Genomic DNA, 16914 nt, shown 5'->3' on the forward strand with positions numbered 1-16914 from the left:
TATTGATTAAGACACTATGGCAATATCATAAAATGAGCAATTATAGGCAGAGAAGAAATGAAAAGTCCTCGATTACGTGCTGAAGTAATGATTTTAAATGAAGATCATTCTAAAGTACTTGTACAATGTGATTTAAGAGAAACATTTTATCGTTTTCCAGGAGGTTCTATTGAATTTGGCGAGATGGCACAAGAAGCAATAATGCGGGAGTTGATGGAAGAATATGATTTGAAAGTTGATGTTCAAAAGTTAGCAATTGTAAGTGAGCATATTTTTGAGTGGAAGAATGAAAAAGGACATCACTGTACATTGCTACATTGGGGAACTGTTGAAGCGATAATTACCAATGAAATAAGACATAAAGAACATGTGGATATTATATTAATATGGAAAAGTATAGAAGAATTAAAAACGAAGCCAACATGCCCTGAAGGGATTGTAAGTTATTCACAAAAGGATAACTGTCATGTAATCCACTTTATTTTAAATAATGCAACGTAGTAATAGGAGGGGATTGAACATGTGGAATTCTTCTGTTTGGATAATAATTATAGGAATTGCTATAGGCGGATATTTTTTAGAGCAGTTTTTAAGAAGAAAGTTGAATATGGAGAAGAGAGGTTTCTTTGGATATAAGTATGTAAATAGCTTGCATGTAAAATTGGAAATTGTATTGTTTATTATTTATTTTGTAAGTAGTATGATTTATGTTAATAGCGATGAAAATGCAAACATAGGGTATGCCTTTTTCATTTTTTTTGCAACGTTATGGACGTTACGCGCATGGATGGAGTGGAAATTTGATAGAGAATCGAAAGAATACATCCTTTCAACAATCGGTTTACTTGCATTTGTAGTTATGATTTCATTGCTACTTTACTTCGATCCGATTTCAGCGTAAAAGTAAGTCTATAGATATAAAACGAGGGGATGAAATAGTTTGGGGTTAAATAAAATATTAGAACAAATTCGAGTGAAGTCTGTAGAGCAATCACTACTAATAATAGGTATTGATGGTTGTGGCGGCGCAGGAAAAAGTACGTTAGCTAATAAAATAAAAAGTAAGTTTTCAACTGTAACAATTGTTCATATGGATGATTTTTATTTACCATCCTCACAAATTATAAATGAACATCCTATGAATAAATCGATTGGTGCAGATTTTGATTGGAAACGCCTTTTACAAGAAGTTTTAGATCCGATTAGTAATGGCATTGAAGGATGTTATAAACGTTACGATTGGGAAACGGATTCTTTAGCAGAAACTCATACTGTCCCTGCAATCGGAATTGTTATTATAGAAGGTGTATATGCAGCACGTCAGGAACTGGCGGAGATGTATGATTTGAAAATATGGGTGAATTGTCCTCGTGAAACACGTATAAAAAGAGGGATTGCTAGAGATGGCGAAACAGCACGTGATATGTGGGAAAACAATTGGATGGTTGCTGAAGATATGTATGTAGAAAGTCATAAACCACATGAATTTGCAGATTTTATAATTGATGGTACAAATCAAGAGTTAACTAATAAATAAGAAACCATTGAGTAGTAAATGGTTTCTTATTTAAATTTATCATTTATTTTAGCTAAAATGGATGTAACGAAATTTGTTTTATCCTCTGCATATTGATGTTTATCATTAGGATTAGCTTGTGAAAGTTGAACCTTTAACTGTTCATACTGTATACGAGAAGTTTTGTTGTCAATTAAGTAATCTCTGAATTGTAATTGTTCTATTAAATATGTGTTTCCTTGTTCATACATATGAATTTGATGAGTTCTTGGCTCTCCTTTATTAAAATAGTATCGTTCAGGCAGTACATCTTTTCTGTATTTATAGTTTAGTAGTTCTAACTTGTTTATACATTTTAAACCGTCCGTATAATTTTCTAATTCGATTGCAATATCAATAATTGGCTTTGCACTTAAATGTGGAATAGAGGTACTACCAATATGGTGTATCGCTAAAATATGTTTGCCAATTTGTTCTTCAATGAGTTGTTTTTCTTTCATAAACTCAATTTGCCATTCTTCAGTCCATGGAACTAAAAACACTTTTCCAAACGGTAAACCTAACATTTGATTAGCACCTCTTTCAAAATGTTTATCAAAAAAGTAAACTACATTTTCTTAAAGCTTCTCAAAACAAGGTATTCCAACAATCTCCAAGGAAGAATCTTCTTCGCAAAGATCATAAATTTTACACCTTTTCCAATCGGATATCGTAATTTCGTACGCTTAGATTCAGCAATTTCTACAATTTTATTAGCAACATCTATCGGATTACCAAATGTATCACTGCCGCTATTAATATGTTTTTGTATTTTATCCATATATTCTTTGTAAGGAGAAGGTGTATCAGATTGGTTTGTAGCTAGTTGTTTACTAACTTCCCAAATATTTGTGTTATAAGAACCAGGTTCAATTAAAGCAACATCTATTCCGAACGGTTTTACTTCTAAACGAAGTGATTCACTCCAGCCTTCTAACGCATATTTTGAAGAAACGTAAGGGGATAGACCAGGGAATCCAACTTGACCACTAATGCTGCTTATATTTATGATTTTTCCACTTTTTTGTTCTCTCATATAAGGTAAAACAAGTTGAGTGATTGAAATAGCACCAAAAAGGTTCGTTTCAAATTGTTTACGGTATTCCTCTACTGGAATTTCTTCTACAAAGCCCCCATTTGCATATCCTGCATTATTAATGAGAAGATCTACTCTGTTTATTTCTTTTAAAAATAATTGGAAGTTATGTATAGAACTTTGATCTGTTACATCTAATTGTTGAACTCTTATATTTTGTTGTAAATTGAGTTTGGTAGCATGAGATAGTAAGTTTACTTGTTTTTCAAGGTTTCGCATTGTAGCAATGACAATATAGTCTTTTTTTGCTAGTTCAAGTGTCGTTAATAGTCCGAATCCACTTGATGCGCCTGTAATAATCGCGATTTTTTTATTCATTGGTCGCTCGCTTTCTTTTTCTTTTATCATAACGAGTTATAAAGGGAAAAGCTATTTAATGTATAAAGATATTTGTTATAATTGAAAATGGTTATCAATTAAATTTAGTTTTCACATAAAAGGAGTGTGGATTTCATGGAGACTAACGGTTTTCATGATATTTTTCATAAATATTTTCATGGGTTACAAGTTGTAGAAGAAAGATATATGAATGTGCCAAAAACAATAGGTAAGGGTGATGTGCGAAGATGGACCTCGTTTTCTGGAATGGAAATTGTGTTTTCAAATTATCAATTTCATAATAATTATCGCATTCAGTTTGCATCTGATGCAGCAATGGTGGAACTTAATTTTTGTTTACAAGGATCTGGGGAAGTGCAAATTGGTCATACATCGTATGAATTAATGTCTGGCAATAGCTATTTATATTTTATGAATGATTTTGATGTGTTATTTGAATATGAAAAAGAAAGGCCTCTATATTCATTGGCAATTGGGATTCCTGTACAATTATTTAATCATTTCATGATGAATAATGCTATTGAAAAAAGTCTTGATTTTCATTCTATATTAGGAAATCAATCTTTTAAAAAGTTTCAAAATCCAATTGATTCTATAACATCTAATCTTATTAAGAGTATGATAGAGCATCCCCAAAAGGATTGTATTAGTCAACTAGAATTAGAAAGTAAAGCGCTCGAATTGCTTTCTATACATTTTGGGAGAGTGTTGCTTAATGATTGTGACGCAAATAAAAGGAGTCAATTATCAAAAAAGGATTTGAATAAAATAAAACAGGCTGAAGAAATTTTACTTCAACGAATGGAATCACCCCCATCATTATTAGAATTGGCTAAAATAGTAGGATTAAATGATTATAAATTAAAAATTGGATTTAAAGAATTATTTGGGATGTCCACGTTTGCATATTTACGAGAAAAACGTATGGAACATGCGATAGATTTACTACGTTCGGGAAATAGTAATGTGACCGAAACGGCATTTGCAGTTGGGTACAATAATGTCAGTCATTTTTCAGAGTTATTTCGTAAAAAGTATGGAATGAATCCATCAAAACTTTTACGTATTTATTAACGTAAAACAGGAATAATCCGCTATACCGTAAATTCCTCCGTTATTTGGTAGTTGCTTTTTGTAATGGTCATTATAATTACAAACAACATCCAATTGGAAATAATTTTTTATGGAGGAATTTAAATGAAAGAGCGGAATGAAAGTCATTTTTGGCTATTTGTATTAACAGGGATGTTTCTTATTATAACAACAACCGGTTTTGCACGTATGGCATATGGAATTATATTGCCATTTATGCAAGAGGGACTTCATTTATCTACAGCTCAATCAGGTATGTTAGGAACAATACTTTTTTTAGGCTATTTATTAACTGTAGGAACATCTGGAATATTTACTATCCGTTTTGGCGCAAAATCCGTTTTATTAATAGGGAGTTGGCTTGTTGTTGTAAGCTTATTGGGATTAGCCTTTGTTTATTCATTTTGGCTAGTCGCTATTTGTATGCTATGTGCTGGAGCTGGTAGTGCTTTAGTATATACACCACTCATGTCAATAACGGTAGGATGGTTTCCGGACAAAAGAGGAACTGTAATGGGGCTGTTATTAAGCGGTGCTGGCATAGGTATGTTATTTAGTGGGATAATTGTTCCTTATGTAGTACGTACATTTCCTGAGTACAGTTGGCGTGGTGTATGGTTTTTGTTTGGGGTTATTACATGTATCGTAGTATGTATCACTTCAATTATTTTGAAAAATCCTGATGTAACCGAAGATGAGGAAAAAGGGAATCATAAATCGTTTTTATGGAAAACAAAAGAACTATATGTTATTGCATGGATGTATTTTATTGTGGGAATTGTTTACTTAATTCCGAATTTATATCAAACTAGTTTTATGATTGATAGTGGTATTTCGGCAGCAATGTCAGGAACCATTTATGCAATTGCCGGTATGTTTTCAATAGTAGGAGCTCCTATCTGGGGATTGATTTCAGATCGGATTGGCATAAAGAAAACGTTATGTATTGCACTTATTTTAGCTGTAATAGGTGATGTGGCACCAATCCTTTTTGGAAACATAATGGGTTTTATCGTATCGGCAATAATTTGGGGTTCAAGCCTCGGTGGTATCCTTTTATTAATACAAGTTGCAGCATCAAAGCAAGTATCCCAAAAGTATGTATCAATGGCAATTAGTTTTATATCTGTTTTTTATGCAGTTGGTCAAATGATTGGACCAGGACTTGCAGGCTGGATTATTGGAACAAGTGGTTATACAGCTGCTTATGGATTAGGTGCGTTCGGTTTCTTTATATGTATATGTATGGGATTGCGTTTAAAAAGAGGAAATCTTACAAACTCAGCGTATTTAGAGAAGTGAGTATTGTCTTGAAATGAATCTTTTTAAAGGAGGGACGTAAAGTGGTACATGTGAAAGATGTATTAGCAGATCAATTATTGGCGAATGCAAACGATCCTAGTTGGTATATTCCATTTTCAGATGCAGTGAAAGACCTACCTGAGAGAGAAGCTTTTTGGAAACCGAATGAAGAGAGTAATAGTATAGCTGAAATTGTACAACATTTACTGTATTGGAATTCAACGTGGCAAACTAGGTACAAAGAATCGAATGTGGATGCCGTGCCCGCTATTGGTGATAATAACAAAAGTTTTATGCTTTCAAATAATCAAACCTTCGATGAGTTGAGAGAAAAACTACTAGAGAAACTGTTACAATGGCAAAAGCTTATAAATGAAGAGAAGGTTGAAAGTGATGTAGTTGGATTTCCTGTTTCTGCAAAGTGGTGGGAAATATTAGCGAATGTAACAACTCATAACGCTTATCATATTGGTCAAATTATTTACATCCGGAAGTTACAGAAGAGTTTTGAGAATGAATAAGATAATAATTCTCAAATTAGGTGAACAAAAGTGGACAAAACGAGACATATGTCTCATTTTGTCCACTTTTTTATTATGAAAGAAATGAGAAAACAAATGAAATCAAGGATTAGAATTTGGCACAGTACTTGCAATATAAAAGATGAACAAGAAAATAGGAGGGCTGAACATGTTAAAAACAACTGAAAGTAAAGGGAATGAAATTACGAAAGAACAAGCTCGTTGGATGTATGAAAAAATGTTAGAGATTCGTAAGTTTGAAGATAAGGTGCATGAATTATTCGCCCAAGGCGTTCTGCCAGGTTTCGTTCATTTATACGCAGGTGAAGAAGCGGTAGCAGTTGGTGTATGTGCCCACTTAACAGATCGTGACAGTATTACAAGTACGCATAGAGGACATGGACATTGTATCGCAAAAGGCTGTGATTTAAACGGGATGATGGCTGAACTTTTCGGGAAAGTGACAGGGTTATGTAAAGGTAAAGGCGGTTCCATGCATATTGCCGATTTAAATAAAGGAATGCTTGGTGCAAATGGAATTGTAGGCGGAGGTTTTCCACTTGCTTGCGGCTCAGCATTAACAGCTAAATATAAAGGAACGAAAGATGTGAGTGTTTGCTTCTTTGGTGACGGAGCAAATAATGAAGGGACATTTCACGAAGGGGTTAACTTAGCAGCGATTTGGAAGTTACCAGTTATTTTTATCGCCGAAAATAACGGGTACGGTGAAGCAACGACATTTGAATATGCGTCAAGTTGTGATTCCATTGCAGATCGAGCGAAAGCTTACAATATTCCGGGTGTTCAAGTGGATGGAAAAGATCTACTTGCAGTATATAAAGCAGCAAAAGAAGCGGTGGAGCGCGCACGTAATGGCGGTGGTCCAACAATAATTGAATGTATGACCTATCGTAATTACGGTCATTTCGAAGGTGAAGCGCAAACATATAAAACTTCAGAAGAAAAAGAAGAACATTTAAATGAAAAAGATGCGATTGTGAATTTCCGTAAGCATTTAATTCATGAAGCTTTATTAACTGAATCTGAACTTGTCGATATGGAAAAGGCAGTAGATGAAGCAGTGCAAAGATCGATTGAATTTAGTGAAAATAGTCCATATCCAGAGGATGAAGAATTATTAAAAGATGTATACGTTTCTTACAAATAAGAGGAGGGTGAAAAATAATGACTAGAACAGTAAGTATGTCAACTGCAATTAATGAAGCGATGAAAATTTCAATGCGTCGTGATAAAAATGTAATTTTGATAGGAGAAGACGTTGCAGGCGGTGCACAAGTTGATCATTTGCAAGATGATGAAGCATGGGGCGGTGTACTCGGTGTTACGAAAGGACTTGTACAAGAATTTGGCCGGAATCGTATTTTAGATACTCCAATTTCTGAAGCTGGTTATATGGGAGCGGCGATGGCAGCGGCTGCAACAGGATTACGTCCGATTGCTGAATTAATGTTTAATGATTTTATCGGTAGTTGTCTTGATCAAGTGTTAAACCAAGGCGCAAAGTTCCGCTACATGTTCGGTGGTAAAGCGAAAGTGCCAGTTACAGTACGTACGATGCATGGTGCTGGTTTTAGCGCAGCGGCACAGCATTCACAAAGTTTATATGCGTTATTTACGAGCATTCCAGGTATAAAAGTTGTCGTACCTTCCACTCCTTATGACGCAAAAGGCTTATTATTAGCGGCAATTGAAGATGATGATCCAGTAATCTTCTTTGAAGATAAAACACTTTACAATATGAAAGGCGAAGTACCAGAAGGGTACTATACAATTCCTTTAGGGAAAGCAGATATTAAGCGTGAAGGTTCTGATGTAACAATCGTCGCAATTGGAAAACAAGTTCATACAGCACTTGCAGCTGCAAAGCAATTATCGAAAAAGGGGCTTGAAGTAGAAGTAATTGATCCACGTTCTTTATCACCACTGGATGAAGATACGATTTTAGCATCTGTTGAAAAAACGAATCGCCTAATTGTTATTGACGAAGCAAATCCAAGATGTAGTATCGCAACGGATATTGCAGCAATTGTAGCGGATAAAGGATTCGATTTGTTAGATGCACCTATTAAACGAATTACAGCTCCACATACACCAGTTCCGTTCTCGCCACCACTTGAAAAGTTATATTTACCAACACCGGAGAAAGTAATTGAAACTGTATCAGAAATGATCGGAGACCAATCTTTATTACATGTGTAATGAAACGATTAGAAGGGAGAGAGAACTATGGCTGTAGAAGTTGTAATGCCAAAGTTAGGTATGGCGATGAAAGAAGGTATTATTACGAGCTGGAATATTAAAGCAGGTGATAATGTAGAAAAAGGTGAACTAATTGCTAGTATTAACTCGGAAAAAATCGAAACTGAAATAGAAGCACCGGCGGATGGAACTGTTCTGGATATAGCTGTAAGTGAAGATGAGGGAGTGCCGCCGGGTACTGTAATTTGCTATATCGGTAAACCGAACGAAAAAGTAGAAGTAAATGAAAGTACACAAGTTGTAGTAGAAAAAACACCGAATCTAGAGCCTAAAAAGGTCCAACATCCAGAACCATATGCGATAGATGTGGCGAAGCAAAGAATCAAAATTTCACCTGTAGCGAAGAAAATTGCAAAGTCTGAAAATCTGGATATCAAGGCATTAGTTGGTACAGGACCTGGCGGAAGAATTACAAAGGTAGACGTATTAAAGGCGCTTGAAGAAAGAGTTGCAATTCCAGAAGTACTTGAACAAGAAGAAAGTAAAGTCATTCCTGTTACTGGTATGCGGAAAGCAATTGCAAAACGTATGTATGCAAGTTTACAAAATAGTGCGCAATTAACATTAACAATGAAAGTAGATGTAACAGATTTAGTTGCTTTACATAAAGACATAGCGGAAGTTGTACAAAAACGATACGATAACAAACTAACCATTACAGATTTCGTTTCTCGTGCTGTTGTATTAGCACTTAGAGAGCATAAAGAAATGAATAGCGCTTATATAGATGATGCAATTCATCAATTTGAACATGTTCATTTAGGCATGGCAGTCGCGTTAGAAAAAGGATTAGTCGTTCCGGCTATTCGCTTTGCTAATAATTTATCTTTAGTAGAGTTATCTAAAGAAATTAAAAACGTTGCACAAAAAGCAAGAGAAGGTAGTTTAAGTAGTGATGATATGCAAGGAACAACCTTTACAATTAGTAATTTAGGTAGCTTCGGTATTGAATATTTCACACCAGTATTAAATACGCCTGAAACTGGTATTTTAGGTGTTGGGGCAATGGAACATGTTCCAGTATATAAAGGGAAAAAATTAAGAAAAGGAAGTATATTACCTTTAAGTTTAACATTCGATCATCGTGTATTAGATGGTGCACCAGCAGCTGCATTTTTACGCACAATTAAACGTTATTTAGAAGAACCTGTAACAATTCTTTTATAAAGGGAAGGTGAGAGAATGAGTAAATTAGTCGTTATTGGAGGCGGACCTGCTTGGTTATGTAGCAGCAATTACTGCGGCTCAAAATGGAAAAGATGTCACTCTTATTGATGAAGCTGATCTTGGTGGGACTTGTTTAAATGTTGGTTGCATGCCTACAAAATCATTGTTAGAAAGTGCGGAAGTGCATGACATTGTGAGAAAAGCGAATAATTATGGAATTACACTTAACAATGGAAGTATATCAATTGATTGGAAGCAAATACAGGTGAGGAAATCACAAATCGTAACGCAGCTCGTCCAAGGAATACAATATTTAATGAAAAAAAATAAAATAAAAGTTATACAAGGTAAAGCGAAATTTGAAACGGATCACCGTGTGCGAGTTACAAACGGTAATAAAGAAGATGTAGTAGATGGAGAACAGTTCATTATAGCGGCAGGTTCAGAACCGACTGAATTACCTTTTGCTCCATTTGATGGGAAGTGGATTTTAAATAGTAGTCATGCAATGTCCCTAGAAAATATACCGAAATCATTATTAATCGTTGGCGGTGGTGTAATAGGTTGCGAGTTTGCAAGTATTTATAGTCGCCTTGGAACAAAAGTTACGATTGTTGAAATGGCACCGCAATTATTACCTGGTGAAGATGAAGATATCGCAAATATTTTAAGAGAGAAACTAGAAAAAGATGACGTGAAAATATTTACAGGAGCTGCTTTAAAAGGATTAAATAATTATAAGAAGCAGGCTTCATTTGAATATGAAGGAAGTATCCAAGAAGCCAATCCGGAATTTGTTCTCGTTTCTGTTGGCCGAAAACCACGTGTACAACAATTAGATTTAGAAAAAGCAGGCATTCAATTTTCAAATAAAGGAATTTCTGTGAATGAACATATGCAAACAAACAGATCACATATTTACGCAGCGGGTGATGTGATTGGTGGAATACAGCTTGCTCACGTTGCCTTCCATGAAGGAACGACAGCAGCATTACACGCGAGCGGAGAAGATGTGAAAGTAAACTATCATGCTGTACCTCGCTGTATTTATACAGCTCCAGAAATTGCTAGTGTCGGTTTAACAGAAAAAGGAGCAAGAGAGCAATTTGGGGATATACTAATTGGAGAATTTCCTTTTACAGCGAACGGAAAAGCGCTTATTATTGGAGAACAAACGGGGAAAGTAAAAGTTATTGTGGAACCTAAATATCAAGAAATTGTAGGAATTTCTATTATCGGTCCTCGTGCAACCGAACTAATCGGACAAGGAACGGTGATGATTCATACAGAAGTAACCGCTGATATTATGAGAGATTATATTGCAGCACATCCAACTTTATCTGAAGCAATCCATGAAGCATTATTGCAGGCGGTAGGACATGCTGTGCATGCTTAAATAGAAATATAATAACCCACTATTCTCTACATTAATAAGAAAATAGTGGGTTGGATTTTTTCAATTAGTAAATATACAATTATTATTTTATTTCAATAGCTGAAGTTATGTCGTTCCAATCAGCAGCTAAATTTGCAGTTTGACCATACCAATCAGAGTGTCTAAAGGAGACACCTTTTCCATATCCTTGAGTTGAAGAATGTTCCCATAGCGTTGTTGAATAACTTGCAGAAGGTGAAGCTGTACTTACAGAAGAAATTCTGTCGTTCCAGCTAGAAGGTAAGTTTTTAAAGCCGCTGCTCCAATAAATATACTGTCCACCTTTATTTTGATGCTCATAAAAATCGGTACTACCAGCACCACTACCTAAAGGGTTAATTTGATTTTTAAGTGCCTTTTTATCCTTTTCAATAAAAGCATTCAATGTTTCTCTGCTAGTAAAGCCATAAGCTAACCAATCTCCATTTTCATTTTGCTTAGGTAGTACCATAGTAATTTGGATGTCTTTTTTTGATTGATCGCTTAATTTTGTGAATGAATTAACATTCTTTTCATCAACTTTTAAATAATCAAATGATTTAATTGTATTACCTTTTTCCTCAGCACTTGCTACGCCTAGTCCGCCAGTTAATGCAAAACCTGCTACTAATGTCCCTGCTACTAATTTCTTCAACATATAACCATCCCTTTTTGTTTAGATTTTTGTACAGGTGAATCTTGTACACCTAAAATGTATTCTAATTTTTTATTTTTGTAAATATTCTGAAGTTTTAGAAATAAAAGGCGGAATATTTACAGTTTTGCATTTTTTCTTTAGAAAAAATAGTTATTGGAATGATATAATAAATAGATATATCGCTTTTGTTGGATGTTAAAATGTTTTAGGAGGGAAGGGATTGAAGTATTTCAATAAAGATTGGTATAAAGAAATACAAATTATAGAATTTGTAAGTTTTATAGAGTCTATAAAAGAATGGTCAGAAATGGATATACAAAGTTTATTAGATGAAATAAAGGAAAGGAAAACAGATTTATTAAAATTCCTTCCTGAATCCATACATCCATTTATTCATAGCACCACAATTAATTCAGAATATCCTTCTAGTGAATTGAAAAAACTTATGAAAGAATGGATAGAGGATTGTGAGAAAAGAAGGGCTCATTTAGATCGATTCTACTTAGAGCAATTCCATTCGATTAAGAAAAAACTCCCAACAAATGTTATTCAGTTACATGATTACTCACTACATGACAGTGTAGTCAAATCAGTAGAAAGAAGGTCAGAAGATAAGCTAATAATAACTTTAGATTGCAGTGGTACTTTAAGTGAATTTGATAAACTGGAAGTAACTTTTACAGGCGTAACGAAATGTTCTATTCCGGAAGATTTTGAAGGTGCTTGGTGGTTATGTCATGAAATAAATCTTACTAATGAAGGGTTTGAATTGGGTGTTTTATTTGATTGCCCATTTGAAGAAGTGACAATTTGTGCAAAAGACGTATTGCTTGAGATAGGTAACTAGTAAACTTTATAACTTTACAAACAAAAAAACAGTCTTATAAGACTGTTTTTTATTTAGATGCTAAATTATCAAGTTTCCAATAAGTATCTGTTAACGGCGCAGCTTTGCTATCTATGTATAAATACATGGTATTTAAATCTTTTGGAGATGCTTTCATATTAAATACAATGTCGGTAGTTAAAGAAAACTCAGAAGGAACCTTTTTAGCATTTTCAGTTTGTATAACTTCACCTTCGTATTTTTCACCTGTTTTTTCATCTTTTATGAAATATTTTATTTCTGAAAGATCTATCGTTTGTCCGTCAGTACGAGCATTATTTATAGTAACGCGAGCTGTGAGACGCCACTCTTTGTCTATTTTTTCGAATTTAGCATTTTCAACAGTTGCTCTATAGTATTCATTTTTATATATTTCCCCATAGTGCATTGCATCCTTTTCAAGAGCGCTCTTTTCTTGTTTTGGTGCAGTATTCCCATTACATCCTGCCATTAGTCCTGTAAATAATAATGCTGTACAAGTTACTTTAATTATAGATTTCATAATAATTCCTTTCTGTGTTAAAAAGTAAAACATAGGAATAATTTTACATCAATAGGAAGTTAAATGGAAGTGTGTTTGTGGAATATGCAAATATGCATTTATTTCGTTCTGAAGTTAACGGAATAGAAAGAGGGAAAAAGCTGAATAAAACGGAGTGAATAAGAATTGAAAATATTGTAAAACGGAAGAGACATACATATAATTAAAATAAGGATGAGATTTCAGAATCTTCAATAACGGCGGTGGGTACATGTTTACTGAAGAGCGTAGAGAGAAAATTTTAGAGTTACTTAAGAAAGATGGAAGGGTAATTGCTAAGGATCTTGCAGAAAGTTTCGATATGTCTATTGATTCGATAAGAAGAGATTTGTCTATTATGGAGAAGGATGGTTTGTTAAAAAGAACGCACGGAGGTGCAGTTGAACTTACGCGAGTGAGAAACTTAGCTACTGAACCATCGAAACGTTATCGTGATAGTTCAATAGAGGAAGATACGATTGCGAAAGTTGCTGCATCCTATATACAAGAAGGAGATTCCGTTTTTATTGGCGGGGCTTCAATTCATTATGCCATGTTAAAGTATTTACCTGAAACATCATTTACAGTGATTACGAATGCTTTAGAAATTGCTAGTAAGTTACGGGAATATAAGAACATTGATACGTACTTAATTGGTGGAAAGGTGAAACCATCAGGAAATATGACAGATACACTTGCCTCAGAATTGATCAGTAGATTATCTATTGATCTGTATTTCTCTACAGGTGGTGGTATTTCATTGAATGGTATAAGTACTGCAACGCCGGAAGTTGCTTATTTTGGAAAAACAGTAAGTAAAATTGCTAGAAGAAACATTTGTTTAGCTCCTCATAATAAACTCGGAATAGACTGCTTTATAAAAGGAGAATCACTAATAGAAATTGACCTTATAATAACTGATGAAGAGGCAAGTAAAGAAACGATTCAAGAATTTGAGAAACGAGGTAAAGAAATTATAATAGCATCAATAGACTGCATTTAAAAGGGAGTTTGAAATGATAATAAGAGGACAGAAGTTTCATATAAATGGATTAACTTATACAATTCGTTCTGCAGCTGCAACGGATGCTGAGCAGTTATCGGAAATTAGAGTTCAGATCGATGGAGAAACTGAGAATATGGATAGAGAAGCTGGAGAGGGATTTATAGATAAGATAGGTTTTCAAAAAATAATAAAAGCAGATAGTGAAGAGATGAAGAATCTCTTTTTAGTTGCAGAAGTGCACAACCAAATCGTAGGATTTTCAAGATGTGAAGGATCAAATTTGAAAAGATTATCCCATAAAGTAGAGTTTGGCGTTTGTATATTAAGAGAGTTTTGGGGATATGGAATCGGTAAGAGTCTCTTGCAACAATGTATTCAGTGGGCTGATGAAACTGAAGTGAAAAAGATATCATTACAAGTGCTAGAGACAAATGAAAAAGCTATTCAACTTTATAAAAAATTAGGTTTTGAAGTAGAAGGTATTTTGAAAAATGACAAAAAGCTGTCGGATGGGAAGTATTATAATACGGTTGTAATGGGAAGATTCATAAAAGAGGTGTAGTGGGATGTTTTACAGAAGAAAGTACTATATAGTAAAAAATGAATTTGTAGAAATATTTAATGAGCATTTTACTAACACGAACTTACCCAATCAATTAAAGCATGGTTCCAGGCTAATTGGCCGCTGGATGAAAGATAATAATGATGGTACAACTGAAATATTCGCCATATGGGAATATGATAATTATGAACAGTATAAAGAAATTGAATCGAAAATTAGAAGTGACGAGATGCATGTTAAAAGAATACAGGATTGGTATGAAAAACATGGCGGGAAAGAATATGTTTTACAGAAGTACATATTAGAGTTAAAAAATGAAGAGTTAGTATGTACTGTAAAGTGATAGAGGAGTGAGAGATTATGAGAATTAAAACAAAATTATATTTTAGTTTAGCACCCACTATTTTATTTGCAATAGCTTTGATAGTTTTCTTTATAAACGGCAATCCACAAAAGTGGTTTTGGTTATGCATTTTCTTTGCGTCCATTATACAAAATATAGTTTTACTAAAAAAGAATAAAGAAGTTCATTAATATATGCTAATTATTAACATGTTTGTGTCATCTTTCTAGTTTTATTGAAAACGCTTTTATTCAGTTTTATAATAAAAGTATGTTTTTACAGATCTCCAAAACAATAAATAGGGAGATGATACAATGTTAGCTTCACCGTTTTACTTAAATACATGGAAAAAGTTTGTTGATGAAGGTGTCCTGGATTCGAACCGTATAAACGAAAGAATTTCAGAGTCATGGTATCGATGTAAACAGGCCAATGTGAATCCTCATATGAATAAAGGTCAGAAAATTTTGTCTTCTAATATTTTTCAGAATCAAAAGAAAAAGAGTGAAATCTTCCTTGATATAGCAATACCTCAAATACAAAATATGAGAAAAACCATTGATGAACTGCAAATGATGGCATTATTAATTGATCCTGATGGTTACGTTCTATCGTTAAGTGGAAATCAACAAACGTTGAAACGAGCAAAACATATTAATTTCATTGAAGGTGTGAAATGGACGGAAGCAGCTGTTGGTACAAATGCGATAGGAACCGCGTTACAGATTGAAGAGGCTATTATGATAAGTGGTACAGAGCATTATTCTGTTGCATCTCATAGCTGGAGTTGTGCGGCCGCTCCCATTCATAATGATGATGGGAAATTAATTGGAGTTTTAGATTTCTCCTGTCCAATTGAATTTTCACATCCATATATGCTCGGAATGGTAACTTCGATTGCACATGCGATTGAACGTGAATGTAGCATTCGAGTGCATCAAAACGAACTACACTTAATCCATCGTTTTTTAGATGTAATTGACAGCGATGAACAAGTTGTTATTTGTAATCATCGTGATGTTATCGTTTCTGCAAGCAAGAAGGTTCGAGAACGAGTTTCTAATTGGTCACGAATGAAACTTGAAGATTTAATGCAAAATGGATTGAAATCTAAATTAGAAGTACCAGTATATAGTAATGATAGAATGATCGGGAAATGTATTTATGTAAAGGAAAATAAACAAGGAAATGTATTTTCTACTTCTCCATATATAAACGGAATTACTTTCCCTGGAGTTATTGGGACAAGCAATGCATTTCAACATACTTTAGAAGAAATTAAGCTAGTATCTCCAACTTACGCTAGTGTATACGTTTGTGGTGAAACAGGTGTAGGGAAAGAATATGTAGCGAGAGCGATTCATGAAAATAGTCCAAGAAAAAATGGTCCTTTTATAGCTGTTAACTGCGGTTCATTGCCGAAAGAATTAATGGAAAGTGAATTGTTTGGTTATGCTGAAGGAGCGTTTACAGGTGCGCGGCGCCAAGGGTATAAAGGGAAATTCGAACAAGCAGACGGAGGGACAATATTTTTAGATGAAATTGGTGAAGTACCGCCAGAGATGCAAGTAGCATTATTGCGTGTTTTACAAGAACGAACAGTAACCCCAATTGGTAGTTCAAAAGAGGTACCGGTAAACATTCGTATTATTACTGCGACACATAAAGATTTACTGCGATTAGTTGAGGAAGGCAAGTTCCGTCAAGATTTATATTATCGTTTACATGTGTATCCGCTATATGTTCCATCGTTAATAGAAAGAAAAGAGGATATTCCGTACTTCATACAACATTTTTGTGAACGAAAGAATTGGAATGTTGTATTTCCGACGAGTATTTGTAATCAATTTTCACAGCATACATGGCCCGGAAATATTCGAGAGTTATTAAATGTGTTAGAACGTATTTACATTTTGTCGCAAGGACGGGAAATATGCGAAAAACAAATCTCTTTTTTATTACAAACAATGATGGGAAATCAACATCAACTTGCATTGCAAACAGAAAATCAAACAGAACATACATTAAATTTCCGTGAAAAAATACAGCGTGATAGTATGGTTGAAGCGCTAGAAAAGACGAATGGAAATGTTTCATTAGCTGCAAAACTTTTAGATGTACCTCGAAGTACATTCTATAAGCGAATGCAAAAATATAAGCTATAAAGTAGATT

18 protein-coding genes and 1 pseudogene are annotated in these 16914 nt (G+C 34.2%); 15 read left to right on the forward strand and 4 right to left on the reverse strand.

Going from position 1 to position 16914, the window contains the following annotated elements:
• Positions 1 to 57: 57 nt before the first annotated feature.
• From MNO09_RS16670 to MNO09_RS16680, 3 genes are read left to right on the forward strand one after another with little or no spacing between them, the layout of a single operon-like run.
• A complete protein-coding gene (locus MNO09_RS16670; RefSeq protein ID WP_000841907.1) occupies positions 58 to 501 on the forward strand; it encodes an NUDIX domain-containing protein in 444 nt (147 codons plus the stop codon).
• 19 nt (positions 502 to 520) lie between these two features.
• On the forward strand, positions 521 to 901 hold the full coding sequence (locus MNO09_RS16675; RefSeq protein WP_000267363.1) for a DUF4181 domain-containing protein: 381 nt from the start codon (positions 521 to 523) through the stop codon (positions 899 to 901).
• 39 nt (positions 902 to 940) lie between these two features.
• Positions 941 to 1537 (forward strand): uridine kinase family protein, encoded by a 597-nt coding sequence (locus tag MNO09_RS16680; RefSeq protein ID WP_000523947.1) that lies wholly within the window; start codon positions 941 to 943, stop codon positions 1535 to 1537.
• A 26-nt stretch (positions 1538 to 1563) separates the two neighbouring features.
• Here MNO09_RS16680 and MNO09_RS16685 read toward each other — a convergent pair whose 3' ends face one another.
• Both MNO09_RS16685 and MNO09_RS16690 read right to left on the reverse strand, forming a co-directional pair.
• Complete coding sequence (locus tag MNO09_RS16685) at positions 1564 to 2082, reverse strand: GrpB family protein (protein ID WP_000901169.1); 519 nt, start codon at positions 2080 to 2082, stop codon at positions 1564 to 1566.
• Between the two features lie 41 nt (positions 2083 to 2123).
• A complete protein-coding gene (locus tag MNO09_RS16690) occupies positions 2124 to 2969 on the reverse strand; it encodes an oxidoreductase (protein WP_217993423.1) in 846 nt (281 codons plus the stop codon).
• A 135-nt stretch (positions 2970 to 3104) separates the two neighbouring features.
• Here MNO09_RS16690 and MNO09_RS16695 point away from each other — a divergent pair, with 135 nt between their 5' ends.
• The 7 genes and pseudogenes from MNO09_RS16695 (at position 3105) to lpdA (ending at position 10748) form a co-directional block, all read left to right on the forward strand.
• A complete protein-coding gene (locus MNO09_RS16695; RefSeq protein WP_241950194.1) occupies positions 3105 to 4064 on the forward strand; it encodes a helix-turn-helix domain-containing protein in 960 nt (319 codons plus the stop codon).
• Positions 4065 to 4187: 123 nt separating this feature from the next.
• Positions 4188 to 5384 (forward strand): MFS transporter, encoded by a 1197-nt coding sequence (locus MNO09_RS16700; RefSeq protein ID WP_000664571.1) that lies wholly within the window; start codon positions 4188 to 4190, stop codon positions 5382 to 5384.
• Positions 5385 to 5425: 41 nt separating this feature from the next.
• Entirely contained in the window at positions 5426 to 5905 is a 480-nt protein-coding gene (locus MNO09_RS16705; RefSeq protein WP_000233780.1) for a DinB family protein, read from the forward strand.
• A 169-nt stretch (positions 5906 to 6074) separates the two neighbouring features.
• Positions 6075 to 7073 (forward strand): acetoin:2,6-dichlorophenolindophenol oxidoreductase subunit alpha, encoded by a 999-nt coding sequence (gene acoA, locus MNO09_RS16710; protein ID WP_000921268.1) that lies wholly within the window; start codon positions 6075 to 6077, stop codon positions 7071 to 7073.
• Positions 7074 to 7090: 17 nt separating this feature from the next.
• The gene (gene acoB / locus MNO09_RS16715; RefSeq protein ID WP_000198910.1) at positions 7091 to 8125 is read left to right on the forward strand and encodes an acetoin:2,6-dichlorophenolindophenol oxidoreductase subunit beta; all 1035 of its coding nucleotides are present in this window, start codon (positions 7091 to 7093) and stop codon (positions 8123 to 8125) included.
• Positions 8126 to 8152: 27 nt separating this feature from the next.
• Positions 8153 to 9352 carry a dihydrolipoamide acetyltransferase family protein gene (locus MNO09_RS16720; protein WP_000257796.1) on the forward strand — a complete coding sequence of 400 codons (1200 nt, stop codon included), beginning with the start codon at positions 8153 to 8155 and terminating at the stop codon, positions 9350 to 9352.
• Positions 9353 to 9367: 15 nt separating this feature from the next.
• Positions 9368 to 10748: pseudogene (gene lpdA, locus MNO09_RS16725) on the forward strand (dihydrolipoyl dehydrogenase).
• Between the two features lie 82 nt (positions 10749 to 10830).
• Here the strand turns inward: lpdA and MNO09_RS16730 are convergent.
• Positions 10831 to 11424, reverse strand: coding sequence for a hypothetical protein (locus MNO09_RS16730; protein ID WP_088107288.1), 594 nt, complete (start codon positions 11422 to 11424; stop codon positions 10831 to 10833).
• Between the two features lie 220 nt (positions 11425 to 11644).
• On the opposite strand from MNO09_RS16730, the gene MNO09_RS16735 reads away from it, so the two are divergent.
• Positions 11645 to 12271: a DUF4085 family protein gene (locus MNO09_RS16735; RefSeq protein WP_088107287.1), complete on the forward strand. Its 627-nt coding sequence runs from the start codon at positions 11645 to 11647 to the stop codon at positions 12269 to 12271.
• Between the two features lie 49 nt (positions 12272 to 12320).
• Here the strand turns inward: MNO09_RS16735 and MNO09_RS16740 are convergent, their stop codons facing one another.
• Positions 12321 to 12812 (reverse strand): hypothetical protein, encoded by a 492-nt coding sequence (locus MNO09_RS16740; RefSeq protein ID WP_088107286.1) that lies wholly within the window; start codon positions 12810 to 12812, stop codon positions 12321 to 12323.
• Positions 12813 to 13062: 250 nt separating this feature from the next.
• Here MNO09_RS16740 and MNO09_RS16745 point away from each other — a divergent pair, with 250 nt between their 5' ends.
• The 4 genes from MNO09_RS16745 to MNO09_RS16760 all read left to right on the forward strand — a co-directional run bounded on the left by MNO09_RS16745 (position 13063) and on the right by MNO09_RS16760 (position 16906).
• Positions 13063 to 13833, forward strand: coding sequence for a DeoR/GlpR family DNA-binding transcription regulator (locus tag MNO09_RS16745; RefSeq protein ID WP_000493613.1), 771 nt, complete (start codon positions 13063 to 13065; stop codon positions 13831 to 13833).
• Between the two features lie 13 nt (positions 13834 to 13846).
• Positions 13847 to 14398: a GNAT family N-acetyltransferase gene (locus tag MNO09_RS16750; protein ID WP_088107285.1), complete on the forward strand. Its 552-nt coding sequence runs from the start codon at positions 13847 to 13849 to the stop codon at positions 14396 to 14398.
• A 4-nt stretch (positions 14399 to 14402) separates the two neighbouring features.
• Positions 14403 to 14741: an NIPSNAP family protein gene (locus MNO09_RS16755; RefSeq protein ID WP_088107284.1), complete on the forward strand. Its 339-nt coding sequence runs from the start codon at positions 14403 to 14405 to the stop codon at positions 14739 to 14741.
• Positions 14742 to 15055: 314 nt separating this feature from the next.
• A complete protein-coding gene (locus MNO09_RS16760; RefSeq protein ID WP_088107282.1) occupies positions 15056 to 16906 on the forward strand; it encodes a sigma-54-dependent Fis family transcriptional regulator in 1851 nt (616 codons plus the stop codon).
• Positions 16907 to 16914: the final 8 nt, after the last annotated feature.

The organism is Bacillus sp. N5-665, assembly GCF_022637375.2.
GTDB lineage: Bacteria > Bacillota > Bacilli > Bacillales > Bacillaceae_G > Bacillus_A > Bacillus_A wiedmannii.

Bases quoted from the DNA above. Each gene is read 5' to 3' on its own strand.
- MNO09_RS16670 (WP_000841907.1), top strand. From the start codon at position 58: ATGAAAAGTCCTCGATTACGTGCTGAAGTAATGATTTTAAATGAAGAT.
- MNO09_RS16675 (WP_000267363.1), top strand. From the start codon at position 521: ATGTGGAATTCTTCTGTTTGGATAATAATTATAGGAATTGCTATAGGC.
- MNO09_RS16685 (WP_000901169.1), bottom strand. From the start codon at position 2,082: ATGTTAGGTTTACCGTTTGGAAAAGTGTTTTTAGTTCCATGGACTGAA.
- MNO09_RS16690 (WP_217993423.1), bottom strand. From the start codon at position 2,969: ATGAATAAAAAAATCGCGATTATTACAGGCGCATCAAGTGGATTCGGA.
- MNO09_RS16695 (WP_241950194.1), top strand. From the start codon at position 3,105: ATGGAGACTAACGGTTTTCATGATATTTTTCATAAATATTTTCATGGG.
- MNO09_RS16700 (WP_000664571.1), top strand. From the start codon at position 4,188: ATGAAAGAGCGGAATGAAAGTCATTTTTGGCTATTTGTATTAACAGGG.
- acoA (WP_000921268.1), top strand. From the start codon at position 6,075: ATGTTAAAAACAACTGAAAGTAAAGGGAATGAAATTACGAAAGAACAA.
- acoB (WP_000198910.1), top strand. From the start codon at position 7,091: ATGACTAGAACAGTAAGTATGTCAACTGCAATTAATGAAGCGATGAAA.
- MNO09_RS16720 (WP_000257796.1), top strand. From the start codon at position 8,153: ATGGCTGTAGAAGTTGTAATGCCAAAGTTAGGTATGGCGATGAAAGAA.
- MNO09_RS16730 (WP_088107288.1), bottom strand. From the start codon at position 11,424: ATGTTGAAGAAATTAGTAGCAGGGACATTAGTAGCAGGTTTTGCATTA.
- MNO09_RS16740 (WP_088107286.1), bottom strand. From the start codon at position 12,812: ATGAAATCTATAATTAAAGTAACTTGTACAGCATTATTATTTACAGGA.
- MNO09_RS16745 (WP_000493613.1), top strand. From the start codon at position 13,063: ATGTTTACTGAAGAGCGTAGAGAGAAAATTTTAGAGTTACTTAAGAAA.
- MNO09_RS16750 (WP_088107285.1), top strand. From the start codon at position 13,847: ATGATAATAAGAGGACAGAAGTTTCATATAAATGGATTAACTTATACA.
- MNO09_RS16755 (WP_088107284.1), top strand. From the start codon at position 14,403: ATGTTTTACAGAAGAAAGTACTATATAGTAAAAAATGAATTTGTAGAA.
- MNO09_RS16760 (WP_088107282.1), top strand. From the start codon at position 15,056: ATGTTAGCTTCACCGTTTTACTTAAATACATGGAAAAAGTTTGTTGAT.